The sequence below is a fragment of the Thermococcus fumicolans genome (genome assembly GCF_055386755.1).
On the sequence record NZ_AP042424.1, the window covers coordinates 1,199,950 to 1,224,229 of the forward strand.

A 24,280-nucleotide genomic window follows, 5' to 3' on the forward strand; every position below is an offset into this window, starting at 1 on the left:
AAGATGCAGATTAGGTTCGCCGGCATTGGAGGCCAGGGCGTCGTCCTGGCCGGCGTCATCCTCGGAGAGGCTGCCGCCATCGAGGGTCTCAACGTTCTCCAGACCCAGGACTACAGTTCAGCGAGTAGGGGAGGCCACTCGATTGCGGACGTCATAATCTCAAAGGAGCCGATCTACGACGTTATCGTGACTAAAGCGGACGTTCTCGTGGCCCTTGCCCAGCTCGGCTACGACACCGTTAAGGACGAGCTGAGGGAGGACGGCCTGCTCATCATCGACACCGACCTAGTAAAGCCCGATAGGGACTACATAGGTGCACCCTTCACGAGAATAGCCGAAGAAACGACCGGACTCGCTTTAACGGTGAACATGGTGGCCCTAGGCTATCTTGTCGCCAAGACCGACGTCGTGAAGAAGGAAAACGTCGAGGAAGCGATAAGGAGACGCGTCCCAAAGGGCACCGAGGAGATAAACCTGAAGGCCTTCGCGGCCGGGTATGAGGAGGGATCGAAATGAGATACCCGTTTCCGGTTGGAAAGTCCGATTTCATCCAGGGCGATGAGGCCATAGCGAGGGCGGCTATCTTAGCGGGCTGCCGCTTCTACGCCGGCTACCCGATAACGCCCGCGAGCGAGATATTCGAGGCGATGGCGCTCTACATGCCCCTGGTAGATGGCGTGAGCATACAGATGGAGGACGAGCTTGCGAGCATAGCGGCGATAATCGGCGCCTCGTGGGCCGGTGCAAAGGCTATGACGGCAACGAGCGGTCCGGGCTTCTCGCTCATGCAGGAGAACCTCGGCTATGCTGTGATGACTGAGACACCGATAGTCGTCGTCAACATGATGCGCGGCGGCCCTTCAACGGGCCAGCCAACGTTTCCGGCGCAGGGCGACATAATGCAGGCCATATGGGGAACGCACGGTGACCACATGCTCGTCGTTCTTAGCCCCTCAACAGTTCAGGAGGCATTTGACCTGACCATCAAGGCCTTCAACATCGCCGAGAAGTACAGGACGCCCGTGGTCATACTCGGCGACGCCGAGCTTGCCCACATGCGCGAGCGCGTTTACATCCCCAACCCGGATGAGATCGAGATCGTTAACAGGAAGCTCCCCGCCAACGAGGAGGAGGCTAAACTTCCCTTCGGCGATCCTCACGGCGACGGAGTTCCACCCATGCCGATATTCGGGAAGGGGTATCGCACCTACGTCACCGGCCTCACCCATGACGAGAGCGGCCACCCGAGGACGGTCGAGCCTGAAGTTCAGCAGAAGCTCATAGAGAGGATATACCGCAAGATACTCGACCACAAGGACGACATAATCGACTACGAAACCTTCGAGCTTGACGATGCGGAAATAGCGATAATCAGCACAGGCATAGTTTCACGCTCCGCGATAAGGGCCGTCAAGATACTCCGCGAGAGGGGAGTTAAGGCCGGCCTGCTCAAGCTCAACACTATATGGCCCTTCGACTTCGACATGATCGAGGAGTTAGCGGAGAACGTGAGGAAGATATACGTGCCCGAGATGAACATGGGGCAGCTCTACCACCTAGTCAAGGAAGGTGCAAACGGGAAGACAGAGGTGGAGCTGATAAGCAAGATCGGCGGCGAGGTTCACACTCCAATGGAGATCGTTGAAAGGGTGGTGGGATGATGTACCTGAAGTCCGCTTACGAGATCCGCGAGAAGTACCTCAGGAAGGACATGCTTCCGACGATATTCTGCCCGGGCTGTGGAATCGGCTCGGCGTTACAATACACGCTCCGCGCGATAGACGACCTTCAGCTCAATCCCGACGAGATAGTGTGGGTCAGCGGAATAGGCTGTTCCTCCCGCGTTCCAGGGTTTGTGAACTTCGACGGCCTCCACACCACCCACGGGAGGGCTTTGGCGTTTGCGACAGGCATAAAGCTCGCAAACCCGAACCTCAAGATAATCGCCTTCATGGGCGACGGCGATGCCGCGGCAATAGGCGGTAACCACTTCATCCACGCTATAAGGAGGAACCTCGACGTTACGGTTATTCTCATCAACAACTTCACCTACGGAATGACCGGAGGACAGGTCGCGCCTACCGCCCTGAAGGGCCTCAAGGGCACCACCGCCCCCTACGGCCAGTTCGAGAACCCCTTCGACATAGCTGATCTAGCGGTCTCGGCTGGGGCCAACTACGTGGCCAGGTGGAGCGTCTTCAACTACCTCCAAGGCATCAACAGCATAAAGAAGGCACTCCAGAAGGAGGGATTCACCCTCGTCGAGTTCCTCTCACCGTGTCCGGTCAGCTTCGGGAGGAGGAACAGGATGAAGACTGCCCCGGAACTGCTCCGCTGGTACCAGAAGATAACCGTTCCTCTGGCAAAGGCCAAGAAGATGTCACCGGAAGAGCTCGAGGGCAAGATCGTCATCGGCGAGTTCGTGGACAGGGACAGGCCGGGCCTTGTAAGGGAGTACGAGGCATATAAGAAGCGCGCCAAGAAGATGATGGGGTGGGAAGAATGAGGAAGGAAATCCTCTTCAGCGGCTTTGGAGGCCAGGGTGTCATTTTGGCGAGCGTTATCCTAGGAAGGGCGGCGGCCGTTTACGAGAACCTCTACGCGGTCCAGACCCAGGCCTACGGGCCGGAGTCGAGGGGCGGTGCGAGCAAGGCGGAAGTAGTTATAAGCGACGAGCCGATAGACTACCCCAAGACGCTCGAGCCCGACTACGCGGTCTTCTTCTCCCAGGAGGCCTACAGCAAGTACCTCCACACGGTGAAGGAGGGCGCCAAGGTAATCATCGAAGAGGAGCTCGTGCCCCACCGCGACCTCGAGTTCGAGAAGAAGCTCGACGTCATAGCCCTCCCGCTCACGGAGATAGCCGAGGAGACCACCGGCCTGAGCCTGACCATGAACATCTTGACCCTTGGAATCCTGACGGCGTGGACCGGCGTCGTGGGCAGGGAGGCCATAGAGAAGGCCGTCCTCGACGCGGTTCCAAAGGGCACGGAGGAGATAAACCTCAGGGCCCTCAAGAAGGGCTTCGAGCTCGGGGAGAAGGCCAAGGCAGGGGAGCTCTGATTTTCTCCTCCCCTCCCAAAAACTTATCAATCCGGCCCATCCATTTCTTACTATGATAACCAACGAGACCAAGGGCAGAATCTGGCACGGGCCCGTCAGGATGGCGGACACTTTCTTCAAGCGCTTCAGGGGGCTAATGCTGGCCAGGAACGTCAACTACGCCCTTGTCTTCGTCCTGCCCGCTGAAACCAAGGCCAACGCCTCAATCCACACCTTCTTCATGCTTTCGGAGATAGACGTCATCTGGCTGGACTCGGCGAGACGCGTTGTGGACTTCAAGAGGGCCAGAAAGTGGCGCCTTTACGCGCCAAAGAAGGCCGCGAAGTACATCATCGAGGGGCCGGTAGGGCTGATAAGGGCGCTTGATGTTGAGGAGGGTGACCTGATAGACTGGTCGCTGACGGAGGAGAAGGAGAAGGCCGTTCCGGTTAAGTCCCTGATTCCAAGAAGAATCGACCTGAACGGCTCGAGCAATGGCGTGGCGATGGTTGAAAGCGTGAGGGAAGTCAGGGCCGATTTGCCCCGGTCAGGAGACTGTTAAAGGTTCGAGAGAACCTCCTTCAGGAATGGAACGTCCTCTTTTAGCGTCTTCCACACGACGCGGAGATCAACGCCGAAGTAGGCGTGTATCAGCTTGTCCCTCATTCTCGCCATTTCCCTCCACGGGACTTCGGGATGTTCCCTCTTAAAGTCCTCCGGAATGGCCTTTGCCGCTTCCCCGATTATCTCGAGTGCTCTGATGACCGCAAACTGGGTTTTCCTGTCCTTAGAGAAGTCTTCAAAGTCCATGCCGGAAGTAAACTCCTCTATGGACGCAATGGCGTCCAGTATATCCTTCAGGTAATCCTCATGGGTTCGTTTCATACGTAGATGACCTCCCTCCCCACATGCTCCCCAATCTTGGGCTTTAGAGCGGATTTCATGACGAGGTCAACCTTGATGCCGAGGAGATCCTCAAGGTATTCCTCAAGCTCGATGAACTTCAGCAGAGAAGGGATCTCGTAGAAGTCCACCAGGATGTCCACGTCGCTTCTCTCGGTCGCCTCACCGCGGACGTAGGAGCCGAAGACCCCTATCTCCTTAACCCTAAACCTCGCCTCAAGCTCCCGCCTGTGGGCTTTCAAGATGGCTTCGATCTCCTCAAGGGTCAGCATAGGCATCATCTAATGTTGATCCGCACTCCCAAAAAGTTTTTTCTTTCAATCGGTCCGAGGCTCTCCACCCAGACTTTCCCTCGCCAGCCCTACCAGATCCTTCGGCGTTAGAACCTCGATTCCCTCCGGTTCCCTCTCGAGGACTTCAAAGCTTGGCACGATGAGGACTCTTCTGCAGTCGAACTTCCACAGCTTCTCCTCGATCTTCCTTACTTCCTCCCTCCTCACGCGGTTCTTCCATTTAACCTCCCCAACGATTTCGAGCTTCTTGAAGCCCTCCAGGGCGATGTCCAGTTCAAGCTCGGGTCTCTCAACGCTGACGGGCCTTAAACCGTAAACCTTTGCCAGAAGGCCCTCGATGAAATCCTCCACATGTCTTGGAAGCTTCTCGTCCACCGCCTTCCTGATGAATTCCTCCGGAGTTTCGAGTTCGGTGTAGGCGTATTTCGCCTCGAGGTAGAAGTGGAGGTCGAGCAGGGGAGAGGCTATGAAGTAGCGGAAGCGCTTCTTCTTCCCGTGTATCGGCTTCTTTCTAACCAAACCCATGGCGGTCAAAACTTTCAGGTACTTCTGGACGCTCGACTGGGACTCAATCAGCCCCCTGGAGAGGAGGTGGTTCCCTATCTCGGTGCTCTTGGACTTTCCAGCCGCTATGGAGTGCAGTGTGGCAAGGTAAACTTCCGAGAGCCTCAGCTCCTCCTCGGAGAAGGCCTCTCCAACAATCTCCGCAACGAGGGCGCCGGATGAGTGCAGGTATTTCGCCAGGAACTCCCTCAAAGGCGGTTTGTAAAGGGGAACTAAAATCGGCTCTCTAAGATAAACCGATGCTTCCACCAGCTCTTTCCCTTCGACCTCCTTTGAAAGCTCAAGGAGGATTTCCCTCTCGTCTATGAGCCCAATTCTGACCGGGGTTACAACACCAAGGAGGGGGCTTTCCCTCTCCCCCAAAAGCCTCATAGCCAGCCAGAGGGTCGAGGTTATCAGTATCAGCTCGCCCTCCGGCGAGTAAGCGTGCAGGAGGTCAAGAAACTCTTGGGGAAGTCTGTGGAACTCGTCCACAACGATAGTGCCCCCTCCAAGCCGCCCGATGAACTCCTTCCTAAACTCCTCGTAGGAGAGCACTCTTCCAGAAGTTACGTCGAGAATCGTCCCGTTCCTGTTTACGAAGAAGTAGCCATCGTAACGCAGGAAGTTCTTGACTAAAAACGTCTTCCCGGTCTTTCGCCTTCCGTAGACCATCTTCCATCCGGAAACCTTCAAGTGCTCAAGTTCAATTCTCCGCGGAATGATTCTCATGAGAATGATTCTAATTAGAATCTTTTTAAGGGTTTCGCCTTGTTTAACTGTTCTTCTTGTTTGTGAGTTTTAGTGAGTTCAACCCCCACCACCCAATGACAAACGCCGACGATGAGTGACCATCCAGACCCAAGCCCCGAGCCAACTCTCGCCCCAACTTGGAAGAACCAGTAGGATTAACCAGATAAACCTCAAAACCCCTATTCAAGGCCATAACAACACCGTGCTCAAGCAACTCCTTCTTAGCAAAATTCGACGCCTTCCGATTCCCCCTCCTTGAAGCTGTCGCCTTTCCGTTTCTCCTTTTAATCCTCCCCAAATCCTCAAAGAACACGACCCCAACACCGTGATGGTACGCATAATCCAGCAGGCGGGCGAGAGCCTTCAACCTTAAATCCCTCGCCTTCCTTTTTGAAAACCCCGGAGAATTAACCTCCGGAAAGTGCTCAACCCTAACGTCCCGAATAACACCGTCCTCATCGAGGATGACCATGTTCACCCTGTCAGAGTTCAAATCAAACCCGGCGTAAAGCCTTCCGATGGCCGTTTTTCCAAAGTGCCTGAAATAAACCTCAAACGGCACTTGAACGTGCAGGTAAACATTTCCATTCCTCAGAATAACCTGAGCACCATATTTGAACTTCTGAGCATCAAAAATAACTGGAAGAAACTTTTCGGCGGTTTTCAGTTTAAAGTTTAGCCATTCGCCGTTCGAACGGATTTTAACGCTCAATCCTTTAATCCTCACGTTCCTGTTCCCCTTCTCGTTCTCCTTGGGCTTGCTAATGAGGAACTTGGATTTCAAGTGAATGTGTCTCGGATTCCCGCCGTTCTGTTCTGCACCCTTGCGGAGCATTTTCGCATAATCCCACGCACTATCAGAATACCACCAGTTGTTAAGAACCCGTCGGGAGACTTCTTTTACACCCTCAGCCTTTGTGACCCCTTTGAGATGGAGCCTTATTGCGAGTTCAACGGCCCTTTTGAACTTTTCTGTTAGGAGGGCGAGTTTCAGGTAGTCTTCCCGTGTTTCTGGTTCGAGTCTCGTTTTAATTGTAATGTAGTTCACTTCTGCTTTTCGGAGTTTTCGTGTTTTTCGAGCCATAGCTCGATTGCCTCCGTTATGGCCTTTCCGAGGGCTCCTTTTTTAACCCCATAAACGTCGAGGATTTTCTTTCGGAATTCGACTTCCAACTCGTCTGGGATTTTCACGGTTATGACGCCCATTGTATTCACCAAAATACTTAAATACTTGTTTACTTAAATAGTTTTTGGTTGTGATGCTGGCCCAATGAAGTCGGTGAACAAGGTGAGGTGGAGGGCTGGTTGAACCCTGCGAGTGTTCGGGCGACCTGTCCTGCCGTAGTGTGCTGGGAGAGAAGGTGAGTGAGCGGGGCGGTCTAAGTCTGGGCACCCGTAGTAACTCGGGGGATGAATCTCCACGTGAACTCACAAAAACTCACGTGAAGAAGACCCCTAAAACTCAAACTCCACCCCGTTATCGTCGCCCTCCCAGAGCACAAGGCGGTGGAGTCTGACCCTTTCAGGAAGCCGCTTCTCAACCTCGCCGGCAATCCAAAGGGCTATGTTTTCAGTCGTGGGGTTCTCGAAGAGGGCGTTGAGGTTCCGGTGGTCGAGTTTTTTGATGACATCCTCAACTATCGTCCTCAGCTGGAGGAAGTCGATGACGTAGCCGTTCCTCAGCGGGCCTTCGACGGTAACCTCAAGCCTGAAGGTGTGCCCGTGTATCTCCTCGGGCTTGCCGTCTATGACGACCGCGTGGGCGGCCTCGAACTTGAAGCGCTCTATGACGCGGGCTTTCATAGGGATTCCTCCAGTATTCTCCAAAATTCATCCTCCTTCAGGAAATCAGGGTTTTTAAGACGATGCCTAAGAATCACATGCTCCTCAGGTCCCAGTCCCTCAAAATCCTGCCCCTGTTTCATAAAGCCCAGCCTCCAGCTCGCGCCAGGACTTCTCCGATTTTATCGACCCGAAGGCGCGCTTGAGAACTTCATCGACGTTTTCTCGAGCTTTTGCCCTCAGCTCGTCCATCTTGGCCCTCCACTCCCGGTTTACCGTAACTCCCCTGGAGGCCTCCATTTTCCACACCGTAGAGAGTTCACTAGGCGTTTAATAAACCTTCCCACCGAAAACCAAATCAGCCCCAACGTCTTAAACCTTTAGGGTGGTGCTTGTGGGATGCGGAATGGCCGTTGATGCCAACCGCGTTATAGCCGGTGGGGTTCTCGTCTTCGTCGAGCCTGAAACCTTCAAGAAGTTCCTTGAGCTGAAGGAGAAGCCTCTCGTGATATTTGGAGAAACCGGAGGCTTCAAGAAAGTGAAAGTGACGATAACGACCTACGAAGGGGCGGTGATAATAACGCGCGGCGAGGTGGATCTACCTGAGAACGCGGTGGTTGTTAGGGCGAAGGAGCTCTCGCTGGGCAAATAAAAAGGAAAGATCATCCCTTGACCTCGACCAGCCCCTTTATTTCATCGGGAACGTTTCCAAAGGCCACGGGCGGGTTGAGGAAGTCCTGGTGGTTCTCCTTGAACACCTCCTTCCCCCTTTCGCCGAGCAGAAACTTGAGGAACTCGACTGCAAGATTCCTGTGGGGGGCGTCCTTGAGCACGGTGACGCCGTAGACGATGGGCTTTGCCTCTATGGTCTTCCCGGTGGAGCCGAGGGTTATGCTGACCTGCCTGTAGTAATCTGCCTTGCTGAAGTCCTTCAGGTTTATCTCGTCCGGCAGGGTTATGTAGCTCAGGTTGTGTTGCTCTGCCACGCTCTTGTAGATGAAGAAGTAGTCCAAGCTGCCGCTCTCGACGAGGCCGGTTAAGTCGGTCTCCTTGGGTCTTATGACGACCTTGTTGGACTTGAGCTCGATCTCTTTGGGTGCGTAGATATGGGTGCCGTTGGAGCGTATGTTGGTGTTCTTCTCAACCAGTGTCTCAAATATGGGCTTTCCGTAGTAGATGTCTGCCAGCTTCATGACCATGACAGAGCGGTAGCCGCAGGGGTCCTGGTTTGGATCGGAAAAGCCGAAGGTAACCCCGGGCCTGGCGAGGATCCCGTACCATCTGTCTGGATTAGATTTCATCTCGTCGGCGTACTTACTTTTGTCAGTGAAGGCTATGACGATCTCGTTGGTGGCGAAGAGGACGTAGAAGTCCGTGTAGTTTGGGATGAGCAGCTGTGGGATCAGGGTGTAGTCGGCAACGGCAACTATGTCGGCCTGCTTTTTGAGATCGGTGACCTTTCTAACGGCCTTAACGCTCCCGCTGGCCTCGTCCTGGAATGCAACCTCAACGCCGAGGTTCTTTTTGGCGTAGTCCTGGAATTCCTTCTCAAGCTGCTGGAACGGAACGCTGAGCGAACCCGCGTGGAAAATTATCAGGGTCTCCTTCTCCCCTGAGTCTGAGTTTATGCAGCCTGCAGCGAAAACGGCCGCCATCAGAAGCGCAGCTAGGATTACACCGGCCCGCCTCATGGAACCACCGGTATGATGGACAGAACAGGATATTTAAGCGTTTTGAGTAAACAACTGGGTTTACGGTAAACTCTTCTGTTTTCGCAGCTTTAGGATCCCCTCCACCAATTGTCCGAAGTGCCTGTAAAGTTCGCTCTCCCTGAGCTTTTCAGCGACTTCCCAGAACTCGTCAAGGTTCTTGAAGCCGGCTTTCTCGTACTCGTACGCCTGGATGAGCATCTCAAGCCTGTCGGCAAACTTGACCAGCTTTCCCTCGAGGGTGCTCTCGTTCTCGTACTCCAGAAATAGCTCGACGTATTCCTCCGCCCTGCCCGTTGGTTCGAGCATTTCCTCCAGTGCCCTCACCTCACCCCCGGCCTTGTCGAAGTACTTCTGGGCTGGCAGCGGGATGTCGGTTATCCTCGCCTCCGCTAAATCGTGTAGGAGGGCCAGCTTGAGGGCCTTTTCAACGTCGATTTCGATCCCTCTGTCCCTAAGCTCCTCGGCCAGGAAGAGGGTCATGAGGGCCGTCCTGAAGGAGTGGTCTGCTATGCTCTCTGGATCTGGAACGCCCCTCAGGAGCCAGCCGCTTCTCTTGAGCCTTTTCAGGTTGCCCGCCTCTAGGAAGAGTCCTAGGAGGCCCATTTTCAGTCCTCCGCCACGAAGAGTGCCCTCTCGCTCTCAACGGCACTCGCGATTATGCAGTCCCCAAGGAACCTCCCGTAGACCTTCACCTTTTCCCCGGCGCCTATGCACGGGCTCCCGGAGAACTCGACCCTTATGCCGTCAACGGTGAAGGTAGTCCTGTAGCTCGGGAGTTCCATGGGCAGGAACTCCACGAGGGGCTTCCCCTCGATGACCCCCTCAAAGACCACGTTCTTTCCGCGGAAAGAGCCGGATTTGAGCTCCTCACCGTTGGTCAGGTAGTAATAATGATGACCGAGCTTGACCCTTTTTGGCATGGCCACCGCCCCTTCCTTGCTATTTATATACCCCCAAAGGTTAGTCGTCGATGAGAAGATAAACCTTGCGGGGGTGGGAGGTTGATAAAGGTTGCGATCATAGGTGCAGAGAACGTCGGGAAATCAACGTTGATGAACGCCCTCACCGGGGGAAAGGTCAGTGAGGTTGAGAACCTCCCAGGAACCACGAAGGGAACGATAAAACGCCGCTTCGGGAAGCTCAAGATACCGAAGAGCATGAAGAACCCGCTTGGGGGGGCGGACGAGTTCGTTCTCATAGACACCGCTGGACTCTTCGACCCGAGGAGGGAAACCAGGGGGAAGGTCCTCAGCGAGGAGAAGTTCAGGGAGATCCTGGACGAGATAGTTTCAGCAGACGTGGTTATTCACATGGTCGACGCCACCGTCGGCCTCCACAGGGGAATGGAGAAGCTGCACCACCTCCTTAAGTTCCGCTACGAGAAGCCCATAATAGTCGTCATAAACAAGATCGACCTGGTTTCCCGGGAGCGGGTCGAGGAGATAAGGGCGGTAATAAAAAAGAGGCTTGAGCAGGACGCGATACCGCTCTCGCTTGTGACCTTCGAGGGCTTCAACGAGCTCCTGAGGGCGATAGCCTACTACGGGCAGTACGCGACGTAGCTAGCTCCACGTCTCGGCTATAACGTCGTGCTTGTGGATGCTCTCGTTGCTTGTTACCCTAACGTGTATTTTCCCTTTAAAGCGCTCCTTGGCCTTGGAGAATATCTCCCTGGCCACGTCCTCGACGAACTTGGGGTTCTCGAACATCCTCTGGACCACGGCGTTCTCGTCCGGGGTCTTGAGGAGGGTGTAGGTGGGGCTGCTGAACGAGCCCTCGACTACGTCGATCATGCTCTCAAGCGCTATCTCCTCGTCGAAGTTTGCCTGCACCTCCAGCTCCCCCACCGCGCGCTGGATGTGGGTCTTTCCGTTGTTGTTGGCCATCGCGTGGGGGCAGACCGTGTTACCGATCACCTTCACGCGGAGAACCTTCTCAAAGGTCCCGTCCTCGTTCTTGATAACCCCGACCTCGACGTCGTAGGGCTCGTAGCTGGTTCTCCCACTCGCCGGGGTCTCGCGCGGGATTATAAGGTGGGTCTTTATCCACACCTCGGCGCGCCTGTGGGGGTGCTTGCCCTCAAGGCGCCTGATTATGCACCTCCCGAGCTCCTCGAGGGAGCTGTGAGCTTCCCTCACCTCCTCCTCCACCGCCTCACTCATGGCCTCTGTGATGCTCTCCACCAGGCGGCTCATGTGGATGCCCTTCTTCTCAGCGGGGAGGTCTATTGTGATCTCGAAGAGCGGGAGGAAGGTGTAGACCCTTCCCTTCCAGTTTATCTTCGCCACGGTGCGCAGGTTCGTTATACCAACCCTCCGCAGGGGCTCCCTTATGCTTGGCCTCTCCTCCTGGGTCTCGACGGGCATTCTATCACCCTCATCTCGCTTTAGGTCACTCTAACGCAGGGGGCTTTTAAAGCTACCTGAGGAGCCTCATCAGCCTCTCGTAGCTCCTCCTCGCCAACCTCACGTCCTCGGGATCCAGCCTGTCGGCGTACTTTGCCTTCTCGAACAGCCTCGTCAGGACGTCCAGATCCTGGAGATCCGGAAAAACTTCCCTCAACCTCTCCTCGTGCTCCCTGTGCGTCCAGCTCCTCCTGTAGGGGTAGCCCCTCTCGACCAGACCCGCGACAACGTTCTTGTACATCCTGATGACCCTCTCTCGCGGCGGGCCCGTGATGTCCTCGTACCTGAGCCCGGGGTCGAACTTCACGCCCTTCCATGGGGAAGAAGACCTTCTCAGCCTCCGCCTCACCAGGATGAGGGCGGGAACCGCGAAGAGCAGCAGGTAGGGGACTAGGTAGAGGTAGCCGGGAAGGGCCCTGTAGATTGCCCTGATCCCGCCTTTTATCGCCTGGAAGTCACCGGTGTGGGGTATCCCGGTCTGGTTCGTTGAATACGTGGGCTGAGGTCTCGGGTTGAGGAGGAGGTAGAGGGCGACGCCAAAGGCTATTATCCACAGCATCCCCGAGAGGAGGGCGTACCTTTTCTTCCGTCTCCTCGGCCTGACGCCAAAACGGATGTAGGAAAGGCCATAACCCAGCAGTCCGAAGGAGAGGAGGAGGCCGATGAAGTAGAGGAGGTCAACGTTGACCGACGTCACCCCAAGGCCGATCCTCGCGGACATAACCAGGGCCATCCCGAGGAGGAGGGAGATGAAGAGCAGGCTCACCCGGAGTGGGGCCTTTGCCTCGGGCATTCGCCCACCTCAGAGGCCCTCTCGATGAGGTAGTAGACCGTCCTCAGGGGGATCCCGAGGGAGCGGCTTATCTCCTTGGGCCCCCTGCCGGAGGAAAACATCTCCAGGACGGTTTTGATCGTCTCCTCGCTGTACTTCCTCGGCCTGCCCCTGGGGTAGCCCTCGGGGACGAGCTCCACGCCCACCTGGGCGAGGGCGTTGATTATCTTCTTCGAGACCTTGGGGTAGAGGCTCGGGGGACAGCTTATCCTCCTGACGTTCGGGGCGTTCTCCAGGATCCTGACGACTATCTCCTTCGTCGGGCGGAGGTTTATGTAGACCTCGGTCACCTCTGGGCCGAGGCTCTCGCGTATCTTCCGTATGAGTTCGGCGTTGTTCCTGGCCTTTACCTCCACCCTCATCCCATCACCCCTGGAGGAGCTCTAAGAACTGCCTTGCCCTGTCGCTCTTCGGCATGAACCTCTCGAACTTCTTGGTGTCTGCAAAGAGGGTGTTGTGCAGGCCGGAGATCACGAACTTCCTTATCCCCTCCTCGAGCTCGTCCCTGGGGATGCCCAAAATCTTGGAGACCTTCTCCTCATCCCAAGGCGTCATGCCGTAGAGGAGGACTCCCCCCAAGATGTGGTTGGGGACGCTGCTTATGTCGGTCCTCCTTCCGGAGAGCATGCCCTCCATCTCGCACTTCCTTATGACAAGCATGCTCCCGTAGCCCGTCCTGAAGTCGGGTTCGCTCCTGAAGGGCAGGTCGAATATCGAGTAGTGGCAGTCTATGCAGAGCCTTATGTCCGGGTACAGGCCGAGGCCTTGCCTCTCCACCTCGGAGGTGAGGATGTAGTAGCGGAAGAGGTCCAGGCCAAGCTTTTCGGCGCCGTTCTCTGGATCGAGGATTGAATAAGCGAGGGCGAGGTTGTCAACCGTGTAGTGGTTGTTTATGAGGACACCCTTGGTCTTCACGAAGCTCAGCACCCTCCAGCGGAACCTCCGCCCGTAGCGGCTCCTGAGCTCGGCCTCTATGTCCGCATCCGCTGGAAGGTCGAGCCGGGCCTTTTTGAGCCTGTTGTTCTCCCAGTACTCGACCTCTATCCTCAGCCCCCTCGTCTGAACCGTGCCCTTCTCCCTAAGCCTGCCCTTTATTGCCTTGAAGGACTCTCTAACGCTTATGTTCTCCCTGGCCAAGAGCCGCAGTATGTCGCCAGAGTAGGCGAGGTAGGGCAGGGTCTCGATGCGGCCGAGTCTAACCGGCTTCGGGATTGCCTTTACGCGGGAAAGGTGCTCCTGCTTGATGTCGCCTACGCCTACCTCCCTCCTACCCAGGCGGAAGGTGTAGTTGGCCGAGATCAGGGCCAGCGCCATCTTGTGGGCGGTTATAGAGGCTTTGAGCCTCTCGAGGGCCAGGAGCCTGTTTCTCTTCTTCCTGTAGACCCACTGGAGGTGGGGGTCCCGGCTCTTCTTGTCGTAGGGGCCGGCGGAGGAGGGCACGTCACCTACCCTGCGCTCAAGCTCCTCCTCAAGGTCGCTCAGTATCGAGAGGTTCCGGTTCAGATAATAGGAGACCGTAGGAACGTCGAAATCCTCAAATAGCCCGGCCATATCTATTCCGATATCGTCCAGTATCTTGTTAACCTGCGCGACGAGCTCCTCGGTCGTCGTCATGGCAGCAGGTCACCGCTGTTTATTTTTCCGGGGAGGTACTCCTTGGCGACGAATTCCAAGCTTTTGTTGGCCAAGGCCTGCTGCTCAATCCTGACGCCCATCTTGAGGGCCATCTGGAGCTGCCTCTGCCACTCCCTGTTCTGGAACCAGGGGTAGTTCATCTCCTCGATTATGCGCTTGTAGTCGCCGGTTGGTCCGCCCTTCTTGTTGGGGGGGATTCCCTTGAGCTTCTCCGTGACGTTTTCAAGGCCGTAGCGCTTTATGTCGTCCATCGTCATGCCGACGAACTTGGCCTCTGGGGTGGCCAGCTTGTCGCTGAGGTAAGCTAGGTTGATCGAGCCCTGCTTTATGGTGGAGTAGATGTACCAACCGTAGGGGTCGCCGTCGGTGAAGACTATGATCGGAAGGCCCTCCTCGTAGTGCAGCCTGTGAATCAAACGCCTGACGCCACGCGAGGCCTGTCCCTGCGTCGCTATGATTAGGGCGTTTTCCTTCTTCGGGAACTTTTCCTCGATCAGACGGTCGGCCATAGCGGCGGTCTCGACGACCAGAGCGTAGTCAACGTTTATCTCAGGGAACTGGATGTGCTCCACCGTCCCGGGGACGGCCCAGCCGCCGCTTCCGAGCCTTGAGGCGTTGAACTCGTCCTCGCCATCGCGGATGACTATGTCGCCGTAGATGTAGCCGCGCCTGTCGGCTGTGAGGTGCATCTCCTCCCTCAATACACCCATCATCCTCTCGAGGTCCTCTATGATCGGATCGCTCTCGCTCTGATCCTCGAAGGTGTTCTCCCTCGTTCCGGGGATCGTGTGTTTGTTGGCGTAGTAGGCTTCACGAAGGCTCGCGTGCTTGTTCTCGCTGACTAGGCGCTTAACGTAGGCCATAATCAGGAGCGTCTGCATGAACTTTCTGGCGTGAGCCACGTTGAGGAAGTACCTCCTGGAGATCTTGTCGCCCATCCTGATGACGCGCCTCTTCTCGTCAAAGTAGACGTTGCTGAGGCCGCGCATGGGTATATCGAAGTGGGGGTTCTTCCCACTCTTTATGTCCTCGAGTATCTGTCTCCCGTACTCCTCAAGCTTGCTGAGAACCTTTTTTGGGTCGTAGGAGAACTTCTCCTTCGGCTTCTCGCGCTTTATGGCCTTTGGTTTAGGCATTCTCGCTCACCTCCTCGGCCGAGAAATGGCTCTCTATGAACCGCAGGAAGTAGTCCTGGACCCTATCCTCTGGCTCGCCCGTGAGGACGCTGAGGGCTCTCGCGATCTCGGGGACGTACTTCTCGAAGGTCTTCCTCCTCTTGACCTGGTAGAGCTTCCTGTGCTTGCCGCTTAGGTAGGTCTGCAGCTTTCTGGCCGCGTCCATTATGGCCAGGCGGATCTCGTTGTGTATCTCCTCCACGTTGGCTATGCTCTGCTTTCCGGTTCCGGTGTAGGGCACGTGGACGCTGATGACGTTTATCATGACAACGAGGGGCGTTCTCTCCGGGTCATCGACCTTGTAGCGCTTCCAGTCTATGGAGCGGGCCGCGATGGTTGTTACACACGAGCCGGCATCGAAGAGGAGCGGGACGCGGTTGGCGTACCTGAAGACGTCAAAGCCGGCCGGAATTTCGCCGCCGTAGGCTATGCCGACCTCCACCTGGAAGGGGATTCCACCTGAGTAGACTTTGGGCGGCCTCGTCACAGCGGTCACGAACTCCGGCTTGAGAATTCCTTTCAGGCCCTTCTCGATGTTCTCCTCGCCTATAGGTCTTAAACCGTGGGTCGGCGGAGCGAGAAACTTCATGTACTTGAAGGCCTCGACTATCTCCTCCGCCTCGTGCCAGGTGAGCTTCTCCGGCGGCTTCTCCATTATCTTTGCCACCTGCTTGACGATCTTGGTGTACCCCCTGAAGGAGCGGAGGACGGCTTTAACCTCGCCTTTGGCGAGCCTCTGGCGGAGCTGCTCCTGGACCTTCTTGTCCTTCTCGGTCTTTATGAGCCGTAGGGCGGCTATGTACTCTATCAGTTCATCGATCTTCTTGTCGCTTATCCTCGAGAACTCGCCGATGAGGAAGCGCTTCACGGTGTTCTTCCTCGTCTTCTTGGCCATCCTGTAAACGTCGTCCGTGAGGACGCCGCGAGGGTGAGGCTTCATCTCAACCGGCGGCTCTGGCACTTCGTCGCTCGAGCGCGGGAAGACGATGAGCTTTCCGTCAGGTTCAATAAGCTCGATGTGGGCGTGCGGATTCGCTATCGCAGTAAGCTTGAGGTACCAGTAAACGCCCTGCCTCGAGCGGATGTAGCGGACGTTCTTCACCTCAAGCTCTATCCTCGTGCCGCGCCAGCCCCTCGGGTTGGGGTGCTTCTCCTTCTTGACGATTTTACCCTCGTTCCTGTCCACGTCGATTTTAACCCAGGCCTCGACTATCTCATCGTTTCCAGTTGAGGTGATGACGCGCGTAGCTTTTCCGCTCGTTATCTGGGCGAACATTACCGCACCGCTTATACCGATACCCTGCTGGCCGCGGCTCTGTATGTTCCTGTGCGCCTTGGTTCCTGCCAGCATCTTACCGAAGACGTGGGTTATGTACTTCTCCGGAATCCCCGGCCCGTTGTCCTCGACGACGACCTTGTAGTGTTCACTCCCCAGCTCCTCTATCTCCACCCTGACGTATGGAGGTATCCCGGCCTCTTCGCACGCATCGAGCGAGTTCGTCACCGCCTCGTGAACAAGCGTTGTGAGCGAGCGGACTTTGCCCGTGTAGCCGAGCATTGCCGCGTTCCGCCTGAAGAACTCGCTGACGCTCTGAATTTTGAACTCCTTAAAAAGCTGGCTTGCCTCGGCCATCTTCACTCATCCCCTTCCTCCTCATCCTTGAGCTCCACGGGGGGCACTCCCCCTTCTATGGCCTCGTAATAGGCCGTGCTTTCGAGCTCGAGGTCCTTCTTCCTCCTCTCAAGGTATTTGTAAACGACGCCATGGGGCGACCCCCTGGCGAGCTTCTCTATGGCCGTCTTGGCGACCTCGATCTGGATCGGGTTGCCTATTATTGCGACGGTCTTCCCGTAGACGCTGACGTCCGTTCCGCTCATCTCCTCTATTATCTCCCGGGTTCTACCCTTCCTCCCTATGATGCGGCCCCTTACCCTCGGGAGGGCGTTCTTGTCGTTCCCGATTATTATGTCGGTGAGGTTGATGACCTCCAGCGTCTCCCCCTCGTTGAGAAGCCTAAAAGCCCTCTCCGGAGAGAAACCCCTACCTATCGCCAGGACTATATCACGGGCCTTCCAAACTGCAAGGGGGTCCTTGGTGCCCTTCTTTGCGGTTATGAAGACCTCCCCAGTCTCGCTGTCGATCTCTATTTTAGTCCCGGTCCTCTCTTCGATCTCCCTCTTTGTTTTCCCCTTCTTGCCTATCACAACGGCGACCCTCTCCTTGGGTATCCGAAGGAACTCCTCCTGTTCGCCCTCGGCGGCGTAGTCTATCTCGACCTCGGGTTCCTCCTTCAGGGGTCTGCCGTCCTTGTCGATCCTCTCGTACTTGCTCAGCAGTCTCTCGAACTCGTCCATAATCTCACCCCTCAAATCCCAGTGAGCTGTTGAAACTTCTCGTCGGGATCCTCGGTCCCGACTCCCCTCTTCCTGAAGTAGCTGATTATATTCCTCAGATCCCTCCTGAGGAGCTCGAGACTCATCCTGTTCCTCCTCACGGTCGCCTGGGACCAGTCTATAACGACCGGCCTCCCATGGAGCAGGATGTTGTACTCGCTAAGGTCGCCGTGAACCATGTCCCCCCTCTTCCAGAGGCGCTCTATAACGCCCATCGCGAAGTCGTAGAGCTCCTCGAAGTCCTCCCTGGACAGTTCTCTCTCCACGTCCTTCAGCCTGGGGGCTGGAAGTTCGTCCCCGATAAACTCCATTATCAGCACGTTGTTCCTGAAAGCTACAGGCTCGGGGACTCTAACCGCGTATTTTATCGCCCTCTGGAGGTTTTTAAACTCCCTCCGGGTCCAGACGAAGACAAGCTTCCTCATATCCTTAGGTAGGTAGCCGATTCTAGGATCTGCCGCGAGGTACTCCCATATCCGCCTGAACTCGGTGGTGTAGGTGCGGTATATCTTCACCGCTATCCTGTTCCCGTCCGAATCCACGCCCGCGAAAACGTTGGCCTCTTTGCCGGTACTTATAACGCCGTAAAGGGCCTCTATCCTGCCCCTTCGATGAAAGTAAGCCAGGGTCTCCTTGGTGGTCCTGTCAAAGACCTCGTTGGCTATCTTGTAGAGCTCGCTGTCCTTCTCCCGCCTCTCCCGCAGGCCGAGGATGTCTTCGATCTCCCTGTCAAGGCGTTCCTCGAGCATGCCCATCACTCTTGAGTTAGAATGCTAAAGCGGGCTCAGAAGAGGAGCTCGCCGCCGCTTAGGAAGTCCTGGCTTATCTTACCCTTTCTGAGGAGCCAGTCCACCTGTGTCTTAGTGTAGCGGTAGACTATGTCCCCGCGCTGGTCGCTCTGAACGGGCCAGGGCTGGACTATGACAACATCCCCAACGCGCATCCACATCCTCCTCTTGAGCTTGCCCGGAATCCTGCATCTCCTCACCTTTCCGTCCTCACAGCGGACGTCCATCCATCCGGAACCGAGGGCCTGCTCGATTATCCCAAAGAGCTGTCCCTCCTTCGGGAGGGGAACGCGAATTACCTCCTCCCCCTGGTTCTGGTTCTTCCTGTTTCCACCCTTCTTTCCCCTGTGGTAAGCCATGAGCATCACCCCCACTCACTCATCACGTTCCCTTATAAGCTTAAGCCTTGCAAAAATTCTCCATCCGGTGTACAGTTTTAGACTTTTAAAATTTTTGCACGGGGCAGGGTTTATAATTCCAAGCGCCCAAGGCGTACTAGTGTTGCCCATGATCGTGTACCTTTTCGATTTCGACGGGACCCTCGTGGACAGCCACCAGGCCGTTGAAAAGGCTCTGAGACTCGCGATAGAGCGGACGATGCCCGCGGTGATAGAGAGCGACCTCTACGACGAGTACTACACAGCACTCTTCCTCTTCATCAAGGGGAAGCTGACCTACAGGCATTTGGGCGTTATCCACGAGCTCGTTGCCCAGGGTACGATACACGAGTACTATCGCCTCATGCCCAAGTTCATACAGGACCTCCCAAACGCCAGAAGGGTCGTTAGGGCGCTGAGGAAGGCCGGGAGGACTGTGGTTAGTTTCTCGGGGGAGCACACGTACCCCGGCGGAAAGGTCATCTTCCTGAAGAAGACGGGCTGGTACGACGAGTTCGACTCGGTCATAACCTTCAAGAGCACCAGGGACATGCTCCAGAAGTTTATGGCCATTAGAAACCTCCACCCTGACGAGCCGATAGTGTGGGTGGACGACAGCCCGAGCAGGTTCACCTACGTCACGGACGACAACGCCCTGTTCGTCCAGAAGGCGTCGCCGTACAAACACGACGTTGCACTTCTCTACGAGCGCGAGAACTTCATAAAGATCGAGAACCTCCGGGAGCTGCTTGACGTGGACGAGAGGCTCTCGGAGCTGGTTGGGTAGGCCTTTAGCAACCACCGATGAGTGGGGTGATGGCATGACGGAGGTTTTGGTACTTGGCGGGGGAAACGTTGGAAGGGCCATAGCTTGGGATCTGAGCCGGGACTTTGAGGTTCACGTTGGCGACGCCTCAACTGAGAGGTTCAAATCTGTAAGAGATTTCGCCGAGCCCCTCAAAATCGACGCCTCGGACTTTGGGGAGCTCGTCAGGGTTATGAAGGGGTTTGATTTAGTGGTGGGCGCCCTGCCTGGAAGGTTCGGGTTTTCAACGGTCAAGGCCGCCATACGGGCCGGTGTTGACCTCGTGGATGTCTCCTTCATGCCCGAGAACCCAGCTGAGCTCCACTCCGAGGCGGAGGAAGCTAGGATCACGGTACTGTTCGATGCGGGCTTTGCACCGGGTCTGAGCAACGTCCTGGTTGGGAGGATCTACCAGGAGCTGGAGGAGCTCGAGGAGGCCAAGATCTACGTTGGCGGCCTTCCAAAGAACCCGAGACCTCCACTTTATTACAGAATTACATGGTCACCGAAAGACCTAATTGAAGAATACGTTAGGCCCGCGAGGGTTATCAGGGAGGGTGAGGTGAGGGCTGTGGATCCGTTCGAGAGCATCGAACGGGTCAGGATCAAGGGGATGGACTTTGAGGCGTTTCTGAGCGATGGACTGCGCTCCCTCCTGGAGTCTGTAAAGGCAAAGAGGCTCGAGGAGTGGACGCTCCGCTGGCCCGGGCACCTTGAGCGGATGAAGGTGTTGAGGGAGCTCGGCTTCTTTGCCCCGGAGCACGTGGATCACACGCTAAAGGTTATATCCCCCCTGATGCAGTACGAGAGCCCCGACTTCTCATTGATGGAGGTCATAGGGAAAGGGGAGAGGGAGATCCGCTACCTCCTCTACGACGAGGAAAAAGGCGGCTTTACGTCGATGGCCAGGGTCACGGGCTTCACCGCAGCTATAATAGCGAGGATGGTGGTCGAGGGCACCTGTACCTTTGGGGTCATCCCGCCCGAGATAATCGGCATGAGGGCCGATACCTACGCCCGGCTCGTGAGGGAGCTGCGGGAGAGGGACATACGGCTGGAGAGGTGGGAGCATGCTGAACCTGATAGTAGCTGAGGCCGAGCTCGAACTCGTCCCTGGGGAGATAGCGGACCATCCGGCCGTCCTCAACCACGCGAGGAGGAGGGGCAAGAAGCCCACTGAGATGCTCCTCGACAGCACGTACCACCACGCGGCCCTGAAGAAGCTCTCCGAGGGGGAGAGGAGGGGCAGGCCAGACATAGTCCACGTCTGCCTCCTCAACGCCCTTGAGAGCATCGCCAACAAGGAGGGAAGGCTGAGGGTCTACGTTCACACCCGGAACGACGAGGTCATCACGATAAAGCCCGAGACGAGGATCCCCAGAAACTACAACCGCTTCGTCGGCCTCATGGAGAGCCTCTTTAAAAATGGGGCGGTTCCGGAGGATCTTGAACTCCTTAGGATCGAGGAGCTGAGCTTGGAGGGGCTCTTGAAAAGGATCGGACCCGACGGAGTCTTCATAGCCCACGAGAGGGGGGAGCCCATGAAACCGAGGGATCTGGGGAAGGAGCTCAGCGCTCTCGAAAACCCCGCCGTCATCGTCGGCGGCTTTCCCCACGGGGACTTCAGGCGGATTGATGGGGTTGAGGGAAGGAGGGTCAGCCTTTACAAAGGTCCCCTGATGGCGTGGACGGTGGTGAATGAGGTTCTGGTCAACTACGAGGCGTCTTTTCTCTAGTTCTTCCATAACTCTCTTTCGAAAGCCTTTTTAGGCCGGCCGTCGTACTAAACCAAGGTGAAAGGCGTGGAGAGGTTCAGGGAGCAACTTCGCCTCGGGAACTATCGGGGGGCTTTTGCCGAGGCACTGCGCGAGAGGGACCCGTTCAGGAGGGCCGTCATGATAGCCGAGGTGATATCGAGGTCCTACCGGGAGGAGTTCGTTCCCCCGCTCATCGAGACGATCAAGGAGATAAAATCGCCTAAGGAGTTGGCCATAGCGGAATCCTACGCTGCGAAAGCGTTCTACGCCCTGGAGATGGAGAGAGATGGGGAGAGGCACTTCCAGAGGGCGTTTGAGCTCATCGGGAGGATACCCTCGCCCATGGAGACCGCAGAGATACTGGGAGTGATAGGGAAGAACCTGGTGCTCTCCGGTAGGTACAGCGACGGGCTGAGGGCCTTCAGGGAAGCTTTTGAGAGGCTCCAGTCAGCAAGGGCGATGTACTCGGAGGTCGTCTCGGGCCTCGTTAACCTGGCCAGGAGGGTTGAGAGGAGCGCCGAGGAGATACCAAACGAGATAGCCCTGGAATTCTACAGGCTCGCGGAGGAGATCTACGAGAGCCTCGGGTTCAAGCTTCAGGCCAGGGAGATGGAAGAGAGGATAAAAACGGCCGCGGAGGTCTTTAAGAGAGGCTCTCTCGCGGTCACGGAGCTCTTAGAGAGGGGGGACGTCGACAGGGCCCTCCAGATGGCCAGGTTCCTGCCACCTGCCGAGAGGGCCGTTGCGATGCTCAACGTCGCCTACTGGCTGTTCATCCACGACTACAGCGACCTGGCGAGGGAGGTCTTCAACGACGCAACGGAGATGCTCCTGGTGGGCAAGTTCAGGGTCAGGGAGGGTGAGATAGAGGCGGTTGCCTACAAGTTCCTCAGGATAGGGAAGCTCAACGAGGCCCTTGTTCTGGCGGGCATCCTGAGAGACGAGAGGAGGTTCTCGGAGCTCATCGGCGAGATCGCCATCACCCACGCGCGCAGGGGGGAGGTAGAACAGGCCAGGGAACTCGCGATGAGGATAGGCGATATCCTTATTAGGGATAAGGTCGTAAGGGCTATTCAGGAGGTTGAGAATACTCTGGCCCGGGCAGAGCCTAAAACGCCCCCCGAGCTGGAAGTTGAATCAGGTGGTTCTAATAGCCCACGGGGGGAGGGGGGCAGTTTGGATGTTGATAGAGCGGATTGAGGAGTATGTGAGACGGGATAGAGTCCGGGAGGCCCTGAGGGTTATCTCGGAGGAAAAGGAGGACGTGACCAGGGCCGAGCTTCTAGCCGAGCTCCTGAAAAGGGTCACCCGCATGAGAGACTACGAGCTCGTCAAGGGCGAGCTCTTGAAGTGTGCCACCTATGCCCCAGACAGGAAGAGCAAGGCCCTCATCCTTTCGATAATAGGTGAGGCTCTCTTCTCATCGGGCGACGAGAAGGAAGGCGTCAAATTCTTCGAGCAGGCCATCTCCACGGCCCGGGCAATAGGCTTCCCCCTGTGGAAGGCCGAGGCGCACATAGCGGTTGCAATAAACCTCGTTAGGGCCGGCCTATACGAGGACGCGTACTCTCTCTTCAACGCGGCCTTTGAGAGCCTGATGCTAGCTAGGGAGGACGAGCCAGAGAAGGCCATCAGGCTCCTCAGAAAGCTGGGCGACGCGCTCACGATGTCCATCGAGTGGGTGGACTACGGCGACTGGGCCAGACTGTACCTAGAAACGGCCGCCGAGGTGTACAGGTACATAGGGATAGAGTTCCTGGCCAACTCGATCGAGGCTAAGGCTAGGGTAATAGACAGGGCCGTAAACGGGGACGTGGAGTTCCTGAGGCGCCTTCTGGCAGAGGACAGGGTGGACGATGCGATATTGATGGCCAGGTACGTCCCGCCGGAACGCAGGGGCCTGGCCTTCTTGGAGGTCGCCTTCTGGCTCTACGCCAACGACTACCCCGAACTCGGAAGGGAGGTCTTCAACGACGCCATCAACCTCCTCACATTCTCGGACGTCGACGAGCGGGAGCTGGTCGAGATGGCCAGGGACTTCCTGAAGCTGGACCACCCGGACCTGGCCCTCAGGATCACGAACTTCATACGGAGCGACAGGTTCCTCTCGGAGATCCTCTCCAGGGTGGCCGTTCACTACCACAAACAGGGCGACGAGCTGATGGCGAGATCGGTCGCTATGAGCATACCGAGCGAAACCATTAAGAGCAGGGTCCTCCAGCAACTTGGCGGTGGGGAGTATGTGGGATACGAGCAAGGACTACCGGTTGCTAGTGGCGGAGAAAAGCGTTGAGCTCTTCCTGAAGACGATCGAGGGGGCCAAGTTCAAGGGCAAATGGGACAAGAAGGGGGCAATCCAGCTCGCTAAGGAGATGATCCCCGAGATACAGGCGATGAGGTACACCTACGTTGACCCGAAGGAGCTAGTCGACACGCCCCAGATGAAGGCCCTCAAGGAGAAGGCCGAGGGCATAATCGAGGCTTTAGGTGGAGAAGACTGGCACCACAAATTCCTAAGCCTGGCGGACAAGGGCGAGCGCGAGAAGGTCGAGGAGGCAGTGGCTAAGATAAAGTTCTTCCTCAACACGATCCTCAACCTCGACAAAAGGCTTTCCCTCGGCAAGATAAACGACCCGGTCATAGCGGTTGACATAAAGGTCGGGGAAGTCATGAGCGTCGCCAAGCACCCGAACGCCGACAGGCTTTTGGTTACCAACGTGAACATTGGCGACAGGGCGATAACCGTCGTCACAAACGACCTAACCGTTAAGGAAGGAAACCGCGTTGCAGTGGCTCTGCTCCCGCCGGCGAACTTCAGGGGAATAGTCAGCGAGGGCATGTTCCTCGGCGCTGGAGAGGGCGTTTTGAAGGACGTCAAGGGGGAAGTCGGGGGGCTCCCGAAGGGCATCCCCCTGGAGGCCTTTGTCGAGACGAGGAACCTAGTTGAGGCCTTCCTCAAGGCCTGAGCTTTAAATTTTCAGCACTCAAGATCGTCATCATCCTTCCGTCAGCAACTGCCGAGGTCATCACGTCCCATGTTTCTCCCGGGGCTTTATATCCCCTCCTTTTGAGGCCCATCGAAAC

The 24,280-nt window shown here is 56.5% G+C and carries 32 protein-coding genes; 13 read left to right on the top strand and 19 right to left on the bottom strand.

Going from position 1 to position 24,280, the window contains the following annotated elements; all coding sequences use genetic code 11:
- The first annotated feature begins 3 nt into the window (after nucleotides 1-3).
- From ACZ5AM_RS06590 to ACZ5AM_RS06610, 5 genes are read left to right on the top strand one after another with little or no spacing between them, the layout of a single operon-like run.
- Nucleotides 4-516 carry a 2-oxoacid:ferredoxin oxidoreductase subunit gamma gene (locus ACZ5AM_RS06590; protein ID WP_464914247.1) on the top strand — a complete coding sequence of 171 codons (513 nt, stop codon included), beginning with the start codon at nucleotides 4-6 and terminating at the stop codon, nucleotides 514-516.
- Nucleotides 513-1,661: a 2-oxoacid:acceptor oxidoreductase subunit alpha gene (locus tag ACZ5AM_RS06595; RefSeq protein WP_464914248.1), complete on the top strand. Its 1,149-nt coding sequence runs from the start codon at nucleotides 513-515 to the stop codon at nucleotides 1,659-1,661. The genes ACZ5AM_RS06590 and ACZ5AM_RS06595 overlap by 4 nt, the downstream gene beginning before the upstream one ends.
- On the top strand, nucleotides 1,661-2,506 hold the full coding sequence (locus ACZ5AM_RS06600) for a 2-oxoacid:ferredoxin oxidoreductase subunit beta (protein WP_464916028.1): 846 nt from the start codon (nucleotides 1,661-1,663) through the stop codon (nucleotides 2,504-2,506). The genes ACZ5AM_RS06595 and ACZ5AM_RS06600 overlap by 1 nt, the downstream gene beginning before the upstream one ends.
- A complete protein-coding gene (locus ACZ5AM_RS06605) occupies nucleotides 2,503-3,063 on the top strand; it encodes a 2-oxoacid:ferredoxin oxidoreductase subunit gamma (RefSeq protein ID WP_464914249.1) in 561 nt (186 codons plus the stop codon). Before ACZ5AM_RS06600 ends, ACZ5AM_RS06605 begins: the two co-directional genes overlap by 4 nt.
- A 52-nt stretch (nucleotides 3,064-3,115) precedes the next feature.
- Nucleotides 3,116-3,604: a DUF192 domain-containing protein gene (locus ACZ5AM_RS06610; protein WP_464914250.1), complete on the top strand. Its 489-nt coding sequence runs from the start codon at nucleotides 3,116-3,118 to the stop codon at nucleotides 3,602-3,604.
- Here ACZ5AM_RS06610 and ACZ5AM_RS06615 read toward each other — a convergent pair.
- From ACZ5AM_RS06615 to ACZ5AM_RS06645, 7 genes are all read right to left on the bottom strand, one after another.
- Entirely contained in the window at nucleotides 3,601-3,927 is a 327-nt protein-coding gene (locus ACZ5AM_RS06615) for a HepT-like ribonuclease domain-containing protein (RefSeq protein WP_464914251.1), read from the bottom strand. The genes ACZ5AM_RS06610 and ACZ5AM_RS06615 overlap by 4 nt on opposite strands.
- Complete coding sequence (gene mntA, locus ACZ5AM_RS06620; protein ID WP_464914252.1) at nucleotides 3,924-4,223, bottom strand: type VII toxin-antitoxin system antitoxin protein adenylyltransferase MntA; 300 nt, start codon at nucleotides 4,221-4,223, stop codon at nucleotides 3,924-3,926. The genes ACZ5AM_RS06615 and mntA overlap by 4 nt, the downstream gene beginning before the upstream one ends.
- 39 nt (nucleotides 4,224-4,262) lie before the next feature.
- Nucleotides 4,263-5,513 (bottom strand): ATP-binding protein, encoded by a 1,251-nt coding sequence (locus ACZ5AM_RS06625; RefSeq protein ID WP_464914253.1) that lies wholly within the window; start codon nucleotides 5,511-5,513, stop codon nucleotides 4,263-4,265.
- A gap of 43 nt (nucleotides 5,514-5,556) precedes the next feature.
- Nucleotides 5,557-6,582, bottom strand: a complete 1,026-nt coding sequence (locus ACZ5AM_RS06630; protein ID WP_464914254.1) for a transposase — start codon at nucleotides 6,580-6,582, stop codon at nucleotides 5,557-5,559.
- On the bottom strand, nucleotides 6,579-6,749 hold the full coding sequence (locus ACZ5AM_RS06635; RefSeq protein WP_464916178.1) for a hypothetical protein: 171 nt from the start codon (nucleotides 6,747-6,749) through the stop codon (nucleotides 6,579-6,581). The genes ACZ5AM_RS06630 and ACZ5AM_RS06635 overlap by 4 nt, the downstream gene beginning before the upstream one ends.
- A gap of 240 nt (nucleotides 6,750-6,989) precedes the next feature.
- Nucleotides 6,990-7,337, bottom strand: coding sequence for a 6-pyruvoyl trahydropterin synthase family protein (locus ACZ5AM_RS06640; RefSeq protein WP_464914255.1), 348 nt, complete (start codon nucleotides 7,335-7,337; stop codon nucleotides 6,990-6,992).
- Nucleotides 7,338-7,436: 99 nt separating this feature from the next.
- A complete protein-coding gene (locus ACZ5AM_RS06645) occupies nucleotides 7,437-7,625 on the bottom strand; it encodes a hypothetical protein (protein WP_464914256.1) in 189 nt (62 codons plus the stop codon).
- A gap of 79 nt (nucleotides 7,626-7,704) precedes the next feature.
- Here ACZ5AM_RS06645 and ACZ5AM_RS06650 point away from each other — a divergent pair, with 79 nt between their 5' ends.
- Nucleotides 7,705-7,968, top strand: a complete 264-nt coding sequence (locus tag ACZ5AM_RS06650; protein ID WP_464914257.1) for a hypothetical protein — start codon at nucleotides 7,705-7,707, stop codon at nucleotides 7,966-7,968.
- A gap of 10 nt (nucleotides 7,969-7,978) precedes the next feature.
- Here ACZ5AM_RS06650 and wtpA read toward each other — a convergent pair whose 3' ends face one another.
- The 3 genes from wtpA to ACZ5AM_RS06665 are packed head-to-tail and all read right to left on the bottom strand — an operon-like array spanning nucleotide 7,979 to nucleotide 9,948.
- A complete protein-coding gene (gene wtpA / locus ACZ5AM_RS06655; RefSeq protein WP_464914258.1) occupies nucleotides 7,979-9,007 on the bottom strand; it encodes a tungstate ABC transporter substrate-binding protein WtpA in 1,029 nt (342 codons plus the stop codon).
- 60 nt (nucleotides 9,008-9,067) lie between these two features.
- Nucleotides 9,068-9,631, bottom strand: a complete 564-nt coding sequence (locus ACZ5AM_RS06660; RefSeq protein ID WP_464914259.1) for an HD domain-containing protein — start codon at nucleotides 9,629-9,631, stop codon at nucleotides 9,068-9,070.
- 2 nt (nucleotides 9,632-9,633) lie between these two features.
- A complete protein-coding gene (locus tag ACZ5AM_RS06665) occupies nucleotides 9,634-9,948 on the bottom strand; it encodes a GTP-binding protein (protein ID WP_464914260.1) in 315 nt (104 codons plus the stop codon).
- Nucleotides 9,949-10,029: 81 nt separating this feature from the next.
- On the opposite strand from ACZ5AM_RS06665, the gene ACZ5AM_RS06670 reads away from it, so the two are divergent.
- Entirely contained in the window at nucleotides 10,030-10,590 is a 561-nt protein-coding gene (locus tag ACZ5AM_RS06670; protein ID WP_464914261.1) for an Era-like GTP-binding protein, read from the top strand.
- Here ACZ5AM_RS06670 and ACZ5AM_RS06675 read toward each other — a convergent pair whose 3' ends face one another.
- From ACZ5AM_RS06675 to eif1A, 9 genes are read right to left on the bottom strand one after another with little or no spacing between them, the layout of a single operon-like run.
- A complete protein-coding gene (locus ACZ5AM_RS06675; protein ID WP_464914262.1) occupies nucleotides 10,591-11,394 on the bottom strand; it encodes a GTP cyclohydrolase IV in 804 nt (267 codons plus the stop codon).
- Between the two features lie 52 nt (nucleotides 11,395-11,446).
- Nucleotides 11,447-12,226, bottom strand: coding sequence for a DUF4129 domain-containing protein (locus ACZ5AM_RS06680; RefSeq protein WP_464914263.1), 780 nt, complete (start codon nucleotides 12,224-12,226; stop codon nucleotides 11,447-11,449).
- Nucleotides 12,196-12,627 carry a DUF1699 family protein gene (locus ACZ5AM_RS06685; RefSeq protein WP_464914264.1) on the bottom strand — a complete coding sequence of 144 codons (432 nt, stop codon included), beginning with the start codon at nucleotides 12,625-12,627 and terminating at the stop codon, nucleotides 12,196-12,198. Before ACZ5AM_RS06685 ends, ACZ5AM_RS06680 begins: the two co-directional genes overlap by 31 nt.
- A gap of 4 nt (nucleotides 12,628-12,631) precedes the next feature.
- Entirely contained in the window at nucleotides 12,632-13,879 is a 1,248-nt protein-coding gene (locus ACZ5AM_RS06690; RefSeq protein ID WP_464914265.1) for a DUF530 family protein, read from the bottom strand.
- On the bottom strand, nucleotides 13,876-15,036 hold the full coding sequence (locus tag ACZ5AM_RS06695) for a DNA topoisomerase IV subunit A (protein WP_464914266.1): 1,161 nt from the start codon (nucleotides 15,034-15,036) through the stop codon (nucleotides 13,876-13,878). The genes ACZ5AM_RS06690 and ACZ5AM_RS06695 overlap by 4 nt, the downstream gene beginning before the upstream one ends.
- Nucleotides 15,029-16,708 (bottom strand): DNA topoisomerase VI subunit B, encoded by a 1,680-nt coding sequence (gene top6B, locus ACZ5AM_RS06700; protein ID WP_464916029.1) that lies wholly within the window; start codon nucleotides 16,706-16,708, stop codon nucleotides 15,029-15,031. The genes ACZ5AM_RS06695 and top6B overlap by 8 nt, the downstream gene beginning before the upstream one ends.
- 2 nt (nucleotides 16,709-16,710) lie before the next feature.
- Entirely contained in the window at nucleotides 16,711-17,430 is a 720-nt protein-coding gene (locus tag ACZ5AM_RS06705) for a KH domain-containing protein (protein ID WP_464914267.1), read from the bottom strand.
- A gap of 11 nt (nucleotides 17,431-17,441) precedes the next feature.
- Complete coding sequence (locus ACZ5AM_RS06710; protein WP_464916030.1) at nucleotides 17,442-18,218, bottom strand: serine protein kinase RIO; 777 nt, start codon at nucleotides 18,216-18,218, stop codon at nucleotides 17,442-17,444.
- A gap of 35 nt (nucleotides 18,219-18,253) precedes the next feature.
- The gene (gene eif1A, locus ACZ5AM_RS06715) at nucleotides 18,254-18,616 is read right to left on the bottom strand and encodes a translation initiation factor eIF-1A (RefSeq protein WP_464916031.1); all 363 of its coding nucleotides are present in this window, start codon (nucleotides 18,614-18,616) and stop codon (nucleotides 18,254-18,256) included.
- A gap of 148 nt (nucleotides 18,617-18,764) precedes the next feature.
- On the opposite strand from eif1A, the gene ACZ5AM_RS06720 reads away from it, so the two are divergent.
- The 6 genes from ACZ5AM_RS06720 to ACZ5AM_RS06745 are packed head-to-tail and all read left to right on the top strand — an operon-like array spanning nucleotide 18,765 to nucleotide 24,162.
- Nucleotides 18,765-19,421, top strand: coding sequence for an HAD family hydrolase (locus ACZ5AM_RS06720; RefSeq protein WP_464916032.1), 657 nt, complete (start codon nucleotides 18,765-18,767; stop codon nucleotides 19,419-19,421).
- A 34-nt stretch (nucleotides 19,422-19,455) separates the two neighbouring features.
- Entirely contained in the window at nucleotides 19,456-20,532 is a 1,077-nt protein-coding gene (locus ACZ5AM_RS06725; RefSeq protein WP_464914268.1) for a saccharopine dehydrogenase family protein, read from the top strand.
- Entirely contained in the window at nucleotides 20,510-21,175 is a 666-nt protein-coding gene (locus ACZ5AM_RS06730; RefSeq protein ID WP_464914269.1) for a 16S rRNA methyltransferase, read from the top strand. Before ACZ5AM_RS06725 ends, ACZ5AM_RS06730 begins: the two co-directional genes overlap by 23 nt.
- A 57-nt stretch (nucleotides 21,176-21,232) precedes the next feature.
- Nucleotides 21,233-22,396, top strand: coding sequence for a tetratricopeptide repeat protein (locus ACZ5AM_RS06735; RefSeq protein WP_464914270.1), 1,164 nt, complete (start codon nucleotides 21,233-21,235; stop codon nucleotides 22,394-22,396).
- A complete protein-coding gene (locus ACZ5AM_RS06740) occupies nucleotides 22,377-23,489 on the top strand; it encodes a tetratricopeptide repeat protein (RefSeq protein WP_464914271.1) in 1,113 nt (370 codons plus the stop codon). Before ACZ5AM_RS06735 ends, ACZ5AM_RS06740 begins: the two co-directional genes overlap by 20 nt.
- Nucleotides 23,437-24,162, top strand: a complete 726-nt coding sequence (locus ACZ5AM_RS06745) for a tRNA-binding protein (protein WP_464914272.1) — start codon at nucleotides 23,437-23,439, stop codon at nucleotides 24,160-24,162. Before ACZ5AM_RS06740 ends, ACZ5AM_RS06745 begins: the two co-directional genes overlap by 53 nt.
- Nucleotides 24,163-24,280: the final 118 nt, after the last annotated feature.

What these genes read in the sequence shown, in the direction of transcription:
- ACZ5AM_RS06740 (WP_464914271.1), top strand. Translation starts at nt 22,377, where the DNA reads ATGTTGATAGAGCGGATTGAGGAGTATGTGAGACGGGATAGAGTCCGG.
- ACZ5AM_RS06595 (WP_464914248.1), top strand. Translation starts at nt 513, where the DNA reads ATGAGATACCCGTTTCCGGTTGGAAAGTCCGATTTCATCCAGGGCGAT.
- ACZ5AM_RS06640 (WP_464914255.1), bottom strand. Translation starts at nt 7,337, where the DNA reads ATGAAAGCCCGCGTCATAGAGCGCTTCAAGTTCGAGGCCGCCCACGCG.
- ACZ5AM_RS06625 (WP_464914253.1), bottom strand. Translation starts at nt 5,513, where the DNA reads ATGAGAATCATTCCGCGGAGAATTGAACTTGAGCACTTGAAGGTTTCC.
- ACZ5AM_RS06615 (WP_464914251.1), bottom strand. Translation starts at nt 3,927, where the DNA reads ATGAAACGAACCCATGAGGATTACCTGAAGGATATACTGGACGCCATT.
- ACZ5AM_RS06745 (WP_464914272.1), top strand. Translation starts at nt 23,437, where the DNA reads ATGTGGGATACGAGCAAGGACTACCGGTTGCTAGTGGCGGAGAAAAGC.
- mntA (WP_464914252.1), bottom strand. Translation starts at nt 4,223, where the DNA reads ATGCCTATGCTGACCCTTGAGGAGATCGAAGCCATCTTGAAAGCCCAC.
- ACZ5AM_RS06675 (WP_464914262.1), bottom strand. Translation starts at nt 11,394, where the DNA reads ATGCCCGTCGAGACCCAGGAGGAGAGGCCAAGCATAAGGGAGCCCCTG.
- ACZ5AM_RS06730 (WP_464914269.1), top strand. Translation starts at nt 20,510, where the DNA reads ATGCTGAACCTGATAGTAGCTGAGGCCGAGCTCGAACTCGTCCCTGGG.
- ACZ5AM_RS06690 (WP_464914265.1), bottom strand. Translation starts at nt 13,879, where the DNA reads ATGACGACGACCGAGGAGCTCGTCGCGCAGGTTAACAAGATACTGGAC.
- eif1A (WP_464916031.1), bottom strand. Translation starts at nt 18,616, where the DNA reads ATGGCTTACCACAGGGGAAAGAAGGGTGGAAACAGGAAGAACCAGAAC.
- ACZ5AM_RS06660 (WP_464914259.1), bottom strand. Translation starts at nt 9,631, where the DNA reads ATGGGCCTCCTAGGACTCTTCCTAGAGGCGGGCAACCTGAAAAGGCTC.
- ACZ5AM_RS06725 (WP_464914268.1), top strand. Translation starts at nt 19,456, where the DNA reads ATGACGGAGGTTTTGGTACTTGGCGGGGGAAACGTTGGAAGGGCCATA.
- wtpA (WP_464914258.1), bottom strand. Translation starts at nt 9,007, where the DNA reads ATGAGGCGGGCCGGTGTAATCCTAGCTGCGCTTCTGATGGCGGCCGTT.
- ACZ5AM_RS06590 (WP_464914247.1), top strand. Translation starts at nt 4, where the DNA reads ATGCAGATTAGGTTCGCCGGCATTGGAGGCCAGGGCGTCGTCCTGGCC.
- ACZ5AM_RS06695 (WP_464914266.1), bottom strand. Translation starts at nt 15,036, where the DNA reads ATGCCTAAACCAAAGGCCATAAAGCGCGAGAAGCCGAAGGAGAAGTTC.
- top6B (WP_464916029.1), bottom strand. Translation starts at nt 16,708, where the DNA reads ATGGCCGAGGCAAGCCAGCTTTTTAAGGAGTTCAAAATTCAGAGCGTC.
- ACZ5AM_RS06665 (WP_464914260.1), bottom strand. Translation starts at nt 9,948, where the DNA reads ATGCCAAAAAGGGTCAAGCTCGGTCATCATTATTACTACCTGACCAAC.
- ACZ5AM_RS06600 (WP_464916028.1), top strand. Translation starts at nt 1,661, where the DNA reads ATGTACCTGAAGTCCGCTTACGAGATCCGCGAGAAGTACCTCAGGAAG.
- ACZ5AM_RS06685 (WP_464914264.1), bottom strand. Translation starts at nt 12,627, where the DNA reads ATGAGGGTGGAGGTAAAGGCCAGGAACAACGCCGAACTCATACGGAAG.
- ACZ5AM_RS06720 (WP_464916032.1), top strand. Translation starts at nt 18,765, where the DNA reads ATGATCGTGTACCTTTTCGATTTCGACGGGACCCTCGTGGACAGCCAC.
- ACZ5AM_RS06680 (WP_464914263.1), bottom strand. Translation starts at nt 12,226, where the DNA reads ATGCCCGAGGCAAAGGCCCCACTCCGGGTGAGCCTGCTCTTCATCTCC.
- ACZ5AM_RS06610 (WP_464914250.1), top strand. Translation starts at nt 3,116, where the DNA reads ATGATAACCAACGAGACCAAGGGCAGAATCTGGCACGGGCCCGTCAGG.
- ACZ5AM_RS06705 (WP_464914267.1), bottom strand. Translation starts at nt 17,430, where the DNA reads ATGGACGAGTTCGAGAGACTGCTGAGCAAGTACGAGAGGATCGACAAG.
- ACZ5AM_RS06710 (WP_464916030.1), bottom strand. Translation starts at nt 18,218, where the DNA reads ATGCTCGAGGAACGCCTTGACAGGGAGATCGAAGACATCCTCGGCCTG.
- ACZ5AM_RS06605 (WP_464914249.1), top strand. Translation starts at nt 2,503, where the DNA reads ATGAGGAAGGAAATCCTCTTCAGCGGCTTTGGAGGCCAGGGTGTCATT.